At 70.1% G+C, this 12,937-nt stretch carries 11 protein-coding genes and 2 pseudogenes; all 13 read right to left on the bottom strand.

From position 1 onward, the window contains the following. Window positions 1-3 precede the first annotated feature (3 nt). Window positions 4-1,491 carry an RsmB/NOP family class I SAM-dependent RNA methyltransferase gene (locus Aco04nite_RS01000; RefSeq protein WP_212995291.1) on the bottom strand — a complete coding sequence of 496 codons (1,488 nt, stop codon included), beginning with the start codon at window positions 1,489-1,491 and terminating at the stop codon, window positions 4-6. Beyond that, window positions 1,488-2,414: a methionyl-tRNA formyltransferase gene (gene fmt / locus Aco04nite_RS00995; protein WP_212995290.1), complete on the bottom strand. Its 927-nt coding sequence runs from the start codon at window positions 2,412-2,414 to the stop codon at window positions 1,488-1,490. Before fmt ends, Aco04nite_RS01000 begins: the two co-directional genes overlap by 4 nt. 3 nt (window positions 2,415-2,417) lie before the next feature. Further along, window positions 2,418-2,975 (bottom strand): peptide deformylase, encoded by a 558-nt coding sequence (gene def, locus Aco04nite_RS00990; RefSeq protein ID WP_203837945.1) that lies wholly within the window; start codon window positions 2,973-2,975, stop codon window positions 2,418-2,420. Between the two features lie 38 nt (window positions 2,976-3,013). Continuing rightward, the gene (locus Aco04nite_RS00985; RefSeq protein ID WP_212995289.1) at window positions 3,014-4,246 is read right to left on the bottom strand and encodes a cytochrome P450; all 1,233 of its coding nucleotides are present in this window, start codon (window positions 4,244-4,246) and stop codon (window positions 3,014-3,016) included. An 85-nt stretch (window positions 4,247-4,331) separates the two neighbouring features. Next, window positions 4,332-4,760, bottom strand: a complete 429-nt coding sequence (locus tag Aco04nite_RS00980) for a hypothetical protein (RefSeq protein WP_212995288.1) — start codon at window positions 4,758-4,760, stop codon at window positions 4,332-4,334. A gap of 63 nt (window positions 4,761-4,823) precedes the next feature. Beyond that, a pseudogene (locus tag Aco04nite_RS00975) lies at window positions 4,824-6,511 on the bottom strand (primosomal protein N'); the annotation flags it as partial. A 958-nt stretch (window positions 6,512-7,469) separates the two neighbouring features. Next, window positions 7,470-7,880 (bottom strand): annotated as a pseudogene (locus Aco04nite_RS48555) (primosomal protein N' family DNA-binding protein); the annotation flags it as partial. 182 nt (window positions 7,881-8,062) lie between these two features. Beyond that, entirely contained in the window at window positions 8,063-9,253 is a 1,191-nt protein-coding gene (gene metK / locus Aco04nite_RS00965; RefSeq protein WP_212995287.1) for a methionine adenosyltransferase, read from the bottom strand. 54 nt (window positions 9,254-9,307) lie between these two features. Beyond that, on the bottom strand, window positions 9,308-10,543 hold the full coding sequence (gene coaBC / locus Aco04nite_RS00960; protein WP_212995286.1) for a bifunctional phosphopantothenoylcysteine decarboxylase/phosphopantothenate--cysteine ligase CoaBC: 1,236 nt from the start codon (window positions 10,541-10,543) through the stop codon (window positions 9,308-9,310). A gap of 65 nt (window positions 10,544-10,608) precedes the next feature. Beyond that, entirely contained in the window at window positions 10,609-10,872 is a 264-nt protein-coding gene (gene rpoZ / locus Aco04nite_RS00955) for a DNA-directed RNA polymerase subunit omega (RefSeq protein WP_015623990.1), read from the bottom strand. A 12-nt stretch (window positions 10,873-10,884) separates the two neighbouring features. Continuing rightward, window positions 10,885-11,475 (bottom strand): guanylate kinase, encoded by a 591-nt coding sequence (gene gmk / locus Aco04nite_RS00950; protein ID WP_203837936.1) that lies wholly within the window; start codon window positions 11,473-11,475, stop codon window positions 10,885-10,887. Between the two features lie 32 nt (window positions 11,476-11,507). Beyond that, the gene (gene mihF, locus Aco04nite_RS00945; RefSeq protein ID WP_203837935.1) at window positions 11,508-11,825 is read right to left on the bottom strand and encodes an integration host factor, actinobacterial type; all 318 of its coding nucleotides are present in this window, start codon (window positions 11,823-11,825) and stop codon (window positions 11,508-11,510) included. Window positions 11,826-12,009: 184 nt separating this feature from the next. Continuing rightward, entirely contained in the window at window positions 12,010-12,840 is an 831-nt protein-coding gene (gene pyrF / locus Aco04nite_RS00940; RefSeq protein WP_212995285.1) for an orotidine-5'-phosphate decarboxylase, read from the bottom strand. Window positions 12,841-12,937: the final 97 nt, after the last annotated feature.

The raw sequence follows: 12,937 nt of genomic DNA, 5'->3' as shown, positions 1-12,937 counted from the left end.
AGGTCAGCTGGTGCGGCGCAGGACTGCCAGGAACATCGCGTCGGTTCCGTGGCGGTGGGGCCAGAGCTGGACCGTCGGGCCCGTGCCCAGGTGCGGCATGCCTGCGGGCAGCAGCGGGCGGGCGTCCACGAAGTCGACCTCGACGCCGCTGCGGCGGGAGCCCTCGGTGACCGTGACCTGGGTTTCGACCATGTGCGGTGAGCAGGTCACGTAGGCGACCACGCCACCGGGGCGGACCGCGCGCAGCGCCGCGACGAGCAGCTCGCGCTGGAGCTTGGTCAGGGGCGGCAGGTCGGTCGGTTTGCGGCGCCAGCGTGACTCCGGGCGGCGGCGCAGTGAGCCCAGACCCGTGCAGGGCGCGTCGACCAGCACGCGGTCGAAGCCCTCCTCGGGCAGGTCGGGATCGCGGCCGACCGTACGACCGTCCGTCGGCAGCACGGTCACCGGCATCCCCGCCGTGGCCTGGTCGACGAGCCGGGCCCGGTGTTCCGCGACCTCGACCGCGGTGACGCGGGCGCCGCGTTCGGCGGCGATCGCGCCGAGCAGACCTGCCTTGCCGCCGGGGCCCGCGCACAGGTCGAGCCAGCGGTCGTCGCGGCCCTCCAGCGGGGCGGCCAGCAGTGCCGCGGCGACCAGCTGCGAACCCTCGTCCTGCACGTGGGCGCGGCCGTTACGGATCGCGCCCAGCTCCGCCGGGGAGCCACCGTTGAGATACACGGCGTACGGCGAGAACGCGCCCGGCACGCCACCGACCTCGTCAGCCAGCTCGATCGCGTCGGAGCGGCCCGGACGGGCGCACAGATGCACGACCGGGGCCTGGTTGTCCTCGATCAGCAGCCGGGCGGTGTCCTCCAGGTCGCCGCCGAGCGCCTCACTGAACGCGCGGATGACCCATTCGGGGTGGTTGTGCACGACTGCGAGGTTCCCGACCGGGTCCTGCTCGTAGGCCGGGGCGAGCTTGGTCAGCCAGTCGTCGAGGCTGGTCTCCGAGATGCTGCGCATGACGGCGTTGGCGAAGCCGTGCGCCGCCGGGGCGACCGCGCGGACCAGGTCGACGGTCTGGTTGACCGCGGCGTGGGCCGGCACCCGGGTGAAGAGCAGCTGGTAGGCGCCGAGGCGCAGCGCGTCGCGGGCGGGCGGGTCGATGCGCGACACCTCACGCCCCGCCGCGTCCCCGATGATCAGGTCGAGGGTGCCCAGGGCCCGCAGGGTGCCGTAGGTCAGCTCGGTCGCGAACGCCGCGTCCCTGCCGTGCAACCCCATGCCGCGCAGGATCTCGGAGAGGACCAGGTTCGCGTAGGCGTCGTCGCGGTGCACGGCGGCAATCGCCTCGTACGCTGCCTGCCGCGCCGGGTCGGACGCCGGCCGGCCCGCTCGCGGGGCGCGTCCGGTGCGCGCGTCACGGTCCTGGGTGCGGCCGTAACCAGGCCCGCCTGGACGCCGCGGACGGCCGGTGTTGTGCGGGCGGTCGGCGTGGTGCTCGGAAGTCACTGAAGCTGCTCTCCGGGGTTGATCCGCAGGCCACGGGCCCAATCGCTCGCGGACATGGGTTTCTTCCCGGCGGCGCGGACCTCGCCGAGGATCACGGGAGTGGTAGCGGTGCCGGCCAGCACCTGGTTGCGCTCGACCAGCAGCTCGCCGGGCTTGAGCGGCACGGCGTTGGCCACCGGGCGGACCGGGCCGAGCTTGAGCCGCTCGTCGCGCAGGGTCGTCCACGCGCCGGGGGCCGGGGTGCAGGCGCGGATGCGCCGGTCGACGGCGAACGCCGGATCACTCCAGCGGACCCGCGCGTCCTCAACACTGATCTTGGGAGCCATCGAGATGCCGTCGGCGGGCTGCGGATGCGCCCGTGCCGTGCCGGCCTCGATCGCGTCGAGCACCGCGACGAGCAGCCCGGCACCCTCCGTGGCGAGCCGGGTCAGCAGGTCACCCGACGTGTCCGTGGGACGGATCTGCTCCGTGAGCGTGCCGTAGACCGGGCCGGTGTCCATACCCGCCTCCAGCTCGAACACGCTCGCGCCGGTCACCTCGTCGCCGTGCAGGACGGCGTGCTGCACCGGAGCCGCGCCGCGCCAGGCGGGCAGCAGCGAGAAGTGCAGGTTGACCCAGCCGTGCTTCGGGATCTCCAGCGCGGACGAGGGGACCAGTGCGCCGTACGCGACGACCGGGCAGCAGTCCGGGGCCAGCTCACGCAGCCGCTCCTGGAACTCCGGCTCGCGCGGGCGCTGCGGGGTGAGCACCTCGATGCCCCGCTCGTCGGCCCACGCACCGGCGGGCGAGCGCAGCAGCTTGCGGCCACGGCCGGCGGGGGCGTCGGGGCGCGTCACCACGGCGACCAGCTCGTGCGACGAGGCGGCGAGGGCGTCGAGGGACGGGAGGGTGACTTCGGGCGTACCCGCGAAAACGATGCGCATCGCTCAGCGCCCCAGACCGAACAGGCCACGCCCGTGCGGGCTGGTCTTCACCACGGGTGGCTTCGCCAGGTCGTACCAGTCGGAGGCCCGGATCTGTTTCATCGCGTCCTTACGTCCCGCGGCGTCCAGCCGGTCCAGGAAGAGCACCCCGTCGAGGTGATCGGTCTCGTGCTGCACGCACCGCGCCATCAGCCCCGTGCCGATGAGCCGGATGGGGTCGCCGTGCTCGTTGAAGCCCTCGGCCACGACGTTCTGCCGGCGCTTGGTGTCGACGTAGACCCCCGGGATCGACAGGCAGCCCTCGGGGCCGTCCTGCTCCTCCTCGTCGGGGTAGCTCAGCACCGGGTTGACGATGTGACCGACCACGTCGTCGACGTCGAACGCGAACACCCGCAGACCGACCCCGAGCTGCGGTGCGGCCAGCCCTGCGCCACCCTCGTCGAGCATGGTGTCGGTGAGGTTCTTGACGAGCGTACGCAATTCCTTGTCGAAATCGACGACCTGATCGGCCTGCGAACGCAGCACCGGGTCGCCGAACAGACGGATGGGCTGGACGGTCACTCGGTGCTGCTCCTGACGCGCGAAGTCGGTATTCGCACCTAGTCTACGGACGCCGTGTCACGAGAGCCCAACGTGACCGGCTGCGTCGCCCAGCCGCGCAGGGTCAGCCGGTCCCGGCGACCCGGCTCACCGGCCGCGGTGATCTGCGGGAAGCGCCTCAGCAGCGCCGGCAGAGCGACCTGGGCCTCCAGCCGGGCGAGCGGCGCACCGAGGCAGTAGTGCGCTCCCGCCCCGAACGACAGCGGCGCGTTCCCGGCCCGGTCGGGGTCGAACCGGTCGGGATCACGGAAGCGGGCCGGGTCCCTGTTCGCCGCGCCGAGAAAGATGATCAACTCGCTGCCCGCGGGCACGGGCAGCCCCGCCACCACCGTGTCCTCGCCGGCGAAACGCTCCGTGAGCTGCACCGGGGAGTCGTACCGGAGGATCTCCTCGACAAAAGCCGGCGCCAGATCCGGATCCGCACGCAGCCGCGCAGCCTGCGCCGGACGCTCGATCAGCAGCTGAACCCCGTTGCCGAGCAGGTTGGTCGTGGTCTCGAAACCCGCCACGAGCAGCAGCGCCAGATTGCCCATCAGCTCGTCAGCGGTCAGCTTGTCGCCGCCGGAGTCGTGCGCCGCGGCCAGCGCGGTCACCAGGTCATCCCGCGGCTCCTGCCTGCGCAGCGCGATCAAGGACTCGAAGTACGCCGTGAGCTCCTGCGCCGCCGCATGCGCCGCCGTCGCCTGCGCCTGCGTGAACCGGACCTCCAGCACCGTCGTCAACGCCTCGGCCAGCCGGCGGAACTGCCCACGGTCCTCGGGCGGCACCCCCAGAAGAGCGCAGATCACAGCAATGGGCAACGGGTACGCGAGGTGCGCCACAACGTCGGCCACGCCGTCCCGCCCGCTGCCCTCCAGCTCGTCGAGCACCTCGTCCACCTGCTCCACGATGACGTCCCGGAGCCGGGCGACCCGCCGCGCGGTGAACACCCCGGACGCCAGCCGGCGCATCCGCGTGTGGTTCGGCGGGTTCTGCCGCAGCATCGAGTCGACGAACAGCTTCACGCCGAGGTTCTCGCGCCAGTCGTCGAAGTGCTCGTCGAGCTGCCGGCTGTCGTACGTCCCCATCGCCGGGTCACGCAGGATCGAGTCGGCCGCGTCGTACCCCGACACGAAGTACGTGCTGCCCGTGCCCACGATCGGACCGGCCGAGCGCAGGGCCGCGTACGCCGGGTAGGGGTCCATCGAGGCCTTGGGCGACAGCAGCGAGGCGACGGCAGCGGCTAGATCCATCCCTCCATTGTCGCGTCACCTCCGCACCGCCTTCCCCCGACGGCGCCGGGTCCCCCTCTCCCGGCGCCGCCCGCGGGAGAGGTCCTCAATCCTTGATCGTCAGCACGCCTTCGAAGCTGCTGTCCGGGCCGCCGGCCCAGCGCTTCGTCAGGCTTATCTCGAAGTACCGGTCGGCCGGCACCGAGAACTGGCAGGGGGTGCTGTAGTCGGTCAGCACGCAGTCGCCTTTCAGCTCGTCCTCGACGTAGAGGCGCACGAGCGTGCCGCCGGAGGTGAGGCCGTAGGGCGCGTTGGCCTTCAGGAGCACCGTGCTGTACCCCCACGTGTGGAACAGCTGCTGGACGAAGGTCTCACCACCGTCCGGTTTCACGACGGTGACAACGCCGACCGCCCGGGTGGAGGCCTGCGCCGGCAGTGCGAGCCCCGCCACGAGCGTCATACCGATCCCGGCGGCGGCCACCAGCTTCTTGAACGAGATCATGTCGTCCCTTCCGTTGTTCGGTAGGGACACCATGGCAACCACGTCGCGGCTGGCCGGCGCTCTCAGGACACACACCGGACAACACCGGACACACCATTACAGCAACTCGGCGGGGTCGACCTGCACGCGCACGGGGAGCGAGGCCCGTTTCGCACTGCGCACCCCCGCCGCCTGATGCAATGCGCGAGCCAACTCGGCTGCCCGCCCCCGCGGCACCCGGACGAGCATGCGTTCCTGATCCTCCGCCGCCGGCACCGGCCCGAGAATCTCCGCGACATCGGGCAGCTGGGCAACCTCCAGCAACTCGTTCACGGCCTCCGTCCTCCCGGTCAAACTCACGAACCGCGCCGCGGGCGGGAACCCCAGCTCCCGCCGCTCCGCCAGCTCCCGGCTCGCGAACCACCCCGGATCCCACCGCAGCAAAGCTTGAACGGGAGCCAGCGACCCGTCGGCCACCACCACCACCCGCCCACCCTGTTTCGCCGGCCGCGCCAAAGCCGCCGCCGACAACCACCGCCGCATCGTCTCCTCCGCAGCCCGCAGATCGGCCCGGCTCAGCAACGCCCACGAGTCGAGCAGGAGAACCGCGCCGTACCCGCCCTCGGCCACCGGCTCAGCCCCCGGCGTAGCCACCACCAGAGCCGCCGTCCCGGGAACGGTGTCCAGAATCTCGTCCCGCCCCGACGTCTTCACGGGAACCCCGGCAAACGCCCGCCCCAGCTCCTCCGCCGTCCGCCGCGCCCCCGTCACGGAAGCCCGAAGCCGCCGCCCCCCACAAGCCGGACACGCATAGTCCGCCGCAGCCCGCCCACACCAGTGACAGGTAGGGACATCCCGCGCCCCCGCCAATCCGAGCGGCCCGGAACAGTGCGGACACCGAGCCGGCGTCCGGCACTCCCCACAAGCGATCGACGGCAGATACCCCCGCCGAGGCACCTGAACAAGAACCGGAGCCCCGTCCTTCAACGCCTGCCGAGCCGCCTGCCACGCCAAACTCGGCAACCGCGCCGTAGCCGCCCCCGGATCCCGAGCCAGCTGCGGATCATCCCCCGTAGGAGCAATAGCCGGACACCGATCCCGAACCATGTCCCGCCCCGCCACAATCTCCTTCGCCCACCCGGTCTCAAGAAGCAACTGCCCCTCGCCCGTACGCGCGAAGCCCCCCACAAGCGCAGCACACCCCGCCATCTGAGCCCGGGTCAGCAACACCTCCCGCGCATGCGGATAAGGAGCCCGAGGCTCGGCATGCAGGTCATCCCCGTCATCCCAGATAACAACCAGCCCCAGATCGGCAACCGGAGCAAACATCGCCGCCCGGGTCCCCACCACCACCGGCACCCGATGCCGACTGGCCGCCAAAAACCGCCGATACCGCTCCGAAGGCCCAGCCGCAGCATTCAACGCCACATGCCGCCCCACCCCGAGCACCCTCCCCAGAGCCCGATCCAACCGCTCAAGATCCCGCGCATCCGGCACCACCACCACCACACCCCGCCCACCCCGAACGGTCGCCGCCGCAGCCTCCGCAATCCGAGCAGCCCAATCCTCCCCAGGCAGCGCCGACCAGACAGCCCGAGCATCCCGCCCCTGCTCCAACGCATGCAGAAAAGCCACCCCGGCCGGATAGTCAGCCCACTGCGGCCCCCCACCCGACACCGCCCCAGAACCGGGCGCAGCATCAGAGCCCCGCCCGACACCAGGCCCAGGCGCAGAACCCACCGCTACACCAGGCACGGGATCAGAGCTCAACACGACGGGCGCTGAGGCAGAGCCAGGCGGGAGATCAGGCGCAGGATCAGAGCTCGGCCTGCCACCAGGCCCAGAGGCAGAACCCGGCGCGAGATCAGCCGTGCGATCAGCGCTCAACCTGCCACCAGGCCCAGAGACAGAACCAGGCGGGAGATCAGCGCTCAGCGCGACACCAGGCCCGGAGGCAGCGCCCAGCGCGAGATCAGGCGTGGAATCCAGATCGGACGATTCGAGCGTCTGGTCGGCGTGTACCTGCTCAGAGCCCAGCCCGACCCCAGGCCCAGGAGCAGAGCCAGGCGCGAGATCGGAGCGCAGCGCGACGCCACGCGCGAAAACGGGCGTCAGATCAGAGCCCGGCGCGACGCCAAGCGCGAGATCGGGCGTGGGATCAGAGCCCGGCGCGACGCCGGGCGCGGAGGCAGAGCCCAGCGCGGGACCAGTATCCGACGCGGGACCAGGAGTGGAACCGGGGCCGGGTTCGGAGTCAGGAAGCGGGGCCGAATCAGAAAGCGATGTGGGAGCCGAAGGCAGATTGCCGCTCGCTGACGGCACAAGGTGTGTGCGCGACGCTGGATCGGTGACCGAACCACGTGTGCTCGAGGACGCGCGGACCGATCGCTCTACCGGGGCAGAGGGCTGTGGCTCCGCAGCCGGCTGCGATGGCGAATCGGCGGATGTCTGCTCACGACCGCTGGCTGCCCCGAGACCCGGGGCCGACGGGGAAGTGGGCGGGAGCGTCACGAGGTCCGGGCTCGCCCCGGAGTCAGCCGGGTCGTGCGATGAAGCGAAATCAGAAGTCGGACCAGACCTCGGAAGCGACCCGACACCCGGAAGCGACTCACCCCCCGCAGGCAACCCGCTACCCGAAAGCGACCCGCCACCCGCAGGTAATCCGCCACCCGTAAGCGATTCAGCACCCGGAGCCAACTCACCGCCGGCGGGCAAACCGCCACCCCCGGGCAAACCGCCACCCGGAAGCGGCTCATCACCCGCCGGCGGGGCGTCACCGGGGACGGCGTCGGGGGTGGGTTCGGCTTCGACGCGGGCGTGGCGTGGGGGGATGGCCAGGCGGAGGATGTCGGAGAGGTTGCCGGCGTAGCGGTCGGCGGTGGCTCGGGCGAGGCGGGCGATTTCGGGGTCGAGGATCTGCTCGGGGGAGATGACTTTTTCTAGGTAGGCGAGTTTGGCGTGGGTGCTGGAGTCGGCTCGTTCGAGGAGGTAGCCGTTGACGAGTTGGCCGGCGAAGCGGACCTTCACGCGGACGCCGGGCTGGGCTGCGGCGTCGTCGGCGGCGGAGACGAGGTAGTCGAAGGGGCGGTCGAGGTGGGGCAGCGGGACGTCGACGGAGACGCGGGCGACCGGGAGGGTCGGGGCGGGTTCGCGGTCGCGCTGTTTCGCCGGCACCTTTTTATTCTGCCGCCGGGGTACGACAGGTTGCGCCACCCCTGTGGATAACTCCGCGGCCATCCCCGGCAGTGGAGCGGCCGGGGATGCGGCCGGGGTAGAGGCTGGGGGAAACAGAGCGGGTGCCCCGGCCGTGGAGGCAGGGACACCCGTTCGCTGTGCCAAGAGTCAGACTGCCAAGGTCAGGCAGCGGCGTTCTTGAGGTCCGCGGCGCGGTCCGTGTTTTCCCAGAGCAGCTCGGGGAGCTCGCGGCCGAAGTGGCCGTAGGCGGCGGTCTGCTGGTAGATGGGGCGCATCAGGTCGAGGTCGCGGATGATGGCGGCCGGGCGGAGGTCGAAGACGGCGTTGATGGCCTTCTCGATCTGGTCCACGGGGACGGTCTCGGTGCCGAAGGTCTCGACGAAGAGGCTGACCGGGTGGGCCTTGCCAATCGCGTAGGCGACCTGGGTCTCGCAGCGCTCGGCGAGGCCGGCCGCGACGACGTTCTTGGCGACCCAGCGCATGGCATACGCAGCGGAGCGGTCGACCTTCGACGGGTCCTTGCCGGAGAAGGCGCCGCCGCCGTGGCGGGCGTAGCCGCCGTAGGTGTCGACGATGATCTTGCGGCCGGTGAGGCCGGCGTCGCCCATCGGGCCGCCGATCTCGAAGCGGCCGGTCGGGTTCACCAGGAGGCGGTAGCCCTCGGTGTCGATGCCCAGGGCTTCGAGCTCGGGGCCGATGACGTGCTCACGGACATCGGGAGTGAGCAGCGACTCGAGCGAGATGTCCGCGGCGTGCTGCGAGGACACGACGACCGTGTCGAGGCGGACGGGGCGCAGGCCGTCGTACTCGATGGTGACCTGGGTCTTGCCGTCGGGGCGCAGGTAGGGGATGGTGCCGTCCTTGCGCGCGGCCGAGAGGCGGCGGGCGAGGCGGTGGGCCAGCGCGATCGGCAGCGGCATCAGCTCGGGGGTTTCCGAGCAGGCGAAGCCGAACATCATGCCCTGGTCGCCGGCGCCCTGGGCGTCGAGGACGTGCTCCGAGTTGCCTTCACGCAGCTCGACGGCGCTGTCCACGCCCTGGGCGATGTCGGGCGACTGGGAGCCGATGGAGACGCTGACGCCACAGGAGGCGCCGTCGAATCCCTTCTTCGACGAGTCGTAGCCGATCCCGAGGATCGTTTCGCGCACGATGCTGGGGATGTCGGCGTACGCCTGGGTCGTCACCTCTCCGGCGACGTGCACCTGACCGGTCGTGATCAGCGTCTCCACCGCGACGCGGCTGCGGGGGTCCTGCGTGAGCAGGGCGTCGAGAATTCCGTCGCTGATCTGGTCAGCAATCTTGTCCGGGTGGCCTTCCGTGACCGACTCGGAAGTGAACAGGCGGCGTGCCACGGTGCTCCTCAGATTCGTCGAAGGTTCGTTCCGCGGCAGTGTAGTCACCACGGCTCAAGGACCGCTGGTCCGGTCCTGCGGGGTCCCATCGTGGCCGAACCGCGAGGCCAACCGCAACACGACCTCGTCCCATATCGCATCAGCCACATCGGCTTTAGGGAGTTTACCGAGGGTGATGGTGGTGCCGTCGGCGCCCAGAATGGTCACCGTGTTGTCATCGGCGCCGAAGACCAGATCGGTGCCGACCTCGTTGACGACGATCAGGTCGGCGCGCTTGCGGGCGAGCTTGCCGCGGGCGTTCTCCAGCGCGTCGTGGGTCTCGGCCGCGAAGGCCACAAGCAGCTGACCTGGGCGTTTGGCCGCGCCCAGCTCGGCCGCTATATCCGGGTTGGTGATCAGTTCGAGCACGGGTTCGCCGCCGTCGTCGCTCTTTTTGATCTTCTTCTCGGCCACCGAGGCGGGCCGGAAGTCGGCGGGAGCGGCGGCCATGACCACGACGTCGGAATCCGCAGCGGCGGAAACCGTGGCCTTGCGGAGCTCCTCGGTGGTGCCAACCGTGACCAGATCGACGCCGGCCGGGACGGGCAGAGTGACGTTCGCCGCAACCAGCGTTACCCGTGCGCCCCGGGCCACGGCCGATGACGCGAGCGCGTAACCCTGTTTGCCGGAGGAACGGTTGCCGAGGAACCGGACCGGGTCGAGGGGCTCCCGGGTGCCCCCGGCGGTGACGACCACGTGACGGCCCGCGAGATCAGGAACGCGTCGGGAGAGCACGTGCAGGGCCGTCGAGAAGATCGAGGCGGGGTCGGGAAGCCGGCCCCTGCCGGTGTCGGCACCGGTCAGCCGCCCCACCGCCGGCTCGATGACGATCGCCCCGCGCGAGCGCAGCGTCGCCACGTTGGCCTGCGTGGCCGGGTTCTCCCACATCTCGGTGTGCATCGCCGGAGCGAAGACGACCGGGCAGGTGGCGGTCAGCAGCGTGTTGGTGAGCAGGTCGTCGGCGAGCCCGTGCGCGGCCCTGGCGAGGATGTCCGCGGTGGCGGGGGCGACGACAACGAGATCGGCCGACCGCCCGATCCGCACGTGCGGCACCTCGTGCACGTCGTCCCAGACCTCGGTGGCGACCGGCTTGCCGGACAACGCCGCCCAGGTGGGAGCGCCGACGAACTTCAGCGCGGACGCGGTGGGCACCACCCGGACGGAGTGCCCCGACTCGGTGAACAGGCGCAGCAGCTCACACGCCTTGTAGGCGGCGATCCCGCCGCACACCCCGAGCACGACCTCGGCCATCCGTACCCCCAAAAAAGCGGCCCGCGCACGCAGAAGCGGTCACGGGCCCAACAAAGAGAGAAAGATCAGGGGTTGTCGGTCGCCTCGGCGGTGAGCAGCCCGGCGTTGATCTCGCGCATCGCGATCGAGAGCGGCTTCTCCTGCGGCGTGGTCTCCACGAGGGGACCGACGTATTCGAGGAGGCCCTCACCGAGCTGGCTGTAGTACGCGTTGACCTGGCGGGCGCGCTTGGCCGCGAAGATCACCAGCGAGTACTTCGACGAGGTCTTGTCGAGCAGCTCGTCGATCGGCGGGTTGGTGATGCCTTCGGGGTTGGCGATGGTTCCCACGAATTGACCTACCTAAAGCTGTTCGGGAGTCAGAAATGACGAACCGAGCAATCCTACCAGCTCATCGGCCGCACGCTCGACGAAGTCGTTCACGACCGTCCGGTCAAACTCCTTCTCTGCGGCCAGTTCCTCATCCGCGTGCGCCAGGCGCCGGCGGATGGTGTCCTCGTCATCGGTTCCGCGGCCGACAAGTCGGCGGCGGAGTTCTTCCACACTCGGCGGGGCCAGGAATACAAGTTGTGCGTCCGGCATCGTGGCGCGCACCTGGCGCGCCCCCTGCAAGTCGATCTTCAACAGGACCGGACGGCCCTGCGCGATCCAGCCTTCGACCTGGGCCCGCGGGGTCCCGTAGAGGTTCCCCGCGAATTCTGCCCACTCGAGCAACTGGTCGCCCTCGACGAGGCGCTGGAACTCCGAACGGGTGACGAAGTGGTAATGCTCGCCATCCGTCTCGTAGTCGCGCTTCTTGCGGGTCGTCACCGACACAGACAACTTGATCCACGGCGAGCGCGCCCGGATCAGCTCGATCACGCTGTCCTTGCCGACCCCGGAAGGGCCGGAAAGGACGGTGAGGCGGGCTGCCGGGCGCGCGTCGTCATCCATGCTCACGGCTCATTACTACACGAGCCGAAGAGTCAGTTCGCAGCGAACTCCCCCAGGAGGGCCTTACGCTGCTGCTCGCCAAGGCCACGCAGGCGACGGCTGTCGGCGATCTTGAGCTTCTCCATGATCTGGGTGGCCCGGATCTTGCCGATGCCCGGCAGTGCCTGAAGCACGGCCGAGACCTTCAGCTTGCCGACGACGTCGTCGCCCTCGGCCCGGTCGAGCACGGCGGCGAGGGTGGTCTTGCCCTGCTTGAGCTGATCCTTCAGCTCAGCACGGGCCTTACGAATCTCCGCAGCCTTCTCCAGCGCGGCTTTACGCTGCTCGGGGCTCAGTGACGGGAGCGGCACCAGTTCTCCTCAGGTCCCTATCGCGCCAGTAGTTCAATACCGGCACTTCTGTGAAACGTGGTGTGCCAGGGAACCAAAGGGGCATGTGGTTCCCGGCGCCGGGAAAACTAGCGGTCAATGGCGCTTTCGGCAACGTGGGGGTACCCCTCACCCCGGTGGGGCCGGGCCTGCTAGGCAGGCCGTTTCACCCGATCACGGCCCGGCAGGCGGCCTGAGCGCGATCCGCCGCGGCCTGCAGCGCGGCCACATCGGGGCCCGCCGAGAGGACCTCGCGTGAGTACGAGGGCAGCACGTTCCGCAGACTTTCGCCGAAGATCGCTCGCAGTCCGGCGGGGTCTCCGCCCTGCGCGCCGAGGCCCGGAGCGAGCAGCGGCCCGTTGACCTTGGAAAGGTCGTGACCGGTCTCCCCGATCGTCGCACCGACCACGAGACCGAAACTTCCGAGACCGTCCGCACCCGCGTTGAGCTGGGAAATCTCGTCGATGACGGTCTGCGCGACGGTCTTTCCGGCTGCGGTGACGGCGTGCTGAACCTCCGGTCCTTCCGGATTTGACGTCAGCGCGAGAACGAAGACACCGGCCCCGTGAGCGGTCGCAAGATCGAATGCGGGGGCCAGGGAGCCCACTCCGAGATAGGGACTCACAGTAATCGCGTCGACACTGAGGGCACTGTCCGGATCGAGGTACGCACTCGCGTAAGCGGCCATCGTCGAGCCGATGTCACCCCGCTTCACGTCGAGAAGTACCTGCACACCGGCCTGGCGTGACTGTCGGATAGTTGACTCAAGAACGACGATGCCACGTGACCCAAATCTCTCGAAGAAGGCCGACTGCGGCTTCAGTACGGCGACCCGATCGGCCAGTGCTTCGACGACCGTAAAGGCGAAACGTTCCAGGCCGGCGACGTCGTCCTCCAGACCCCACTGAGCGAGCAGAGCGGGGTGCGGATCGATGCCCACGCACAGCGGCCCGCGGGCGTCCGTGGCGGCGCGCAGCCGCCTTCCGAAGCTCTCCATGACGATGATTTCCTCTCGTGTCAGCTGGCGGACACCACCGCGGCGGCGTCACTGGTAATGCGAAGGCGTCTCAGATGCCCCAGGAGCGCCTGGGAGG

This window comes from Winogradskya consettensis (assembly GCF_018332715.1).
Lineage (GTDB): Bacteria > Actinomycetota > Actinomycetes > Mycobacteriales > Micromonosporaceae > Actinoplanes > Actinoplanes consettensis.
The sequence above is the reverse complement of the archived record's forward strand: the minus strand, read 5'-3'. Positions and strand labels throughout refer to the sequence as shown.

Excerpts from the sequence above, each read along its gene's own strand:
- fmt (WP_212995290.1), bottom strand. The coding sequence starts at position 2,414 with ATGCGCATCGTTTTCGCGGGTACGCCCGAAGTCACCCTCCCGTCCCTC.
- Aco04nite_RS00985 (WP_212995289.1), bottom strand. The coding sequence starts at position 4,246 with ATGGATCTAGCCGCTGCCGTCGCCTCGCTGCTGTCGCCCAAGGCCTCG.
- Aco04nite_RS00980 (WP_212995288.1), bottom strand. The coding sequence starts at position 4,760 with ATGGTGTCCCTACCGAACAACGGAAGGGACGACATGATCTCGTTCAAG.
- coaBC (WP_212995286.1), bottom strand. The coding sequence starts at position 10,543 with ATGGCCGAGGTCGTGCTCGGGGTGTGCGGCGGGATCGCCGCCTACAAG.
- gmk (WP_203837936.1), bottom strand. The coding sequence starts at position 11,475 with ATGGATGACGACGCGCGCCCGGCAGCCCGCCTCACCGTCCTTTCCGGC.
- pyrF (WP_212995285.1), bottom strand. The coding sequence starts at position 12,840 with ATGGAGAGCTTCGGAAGGCGGCTGCGCGCCGCCACGGACGCCCGCGGG.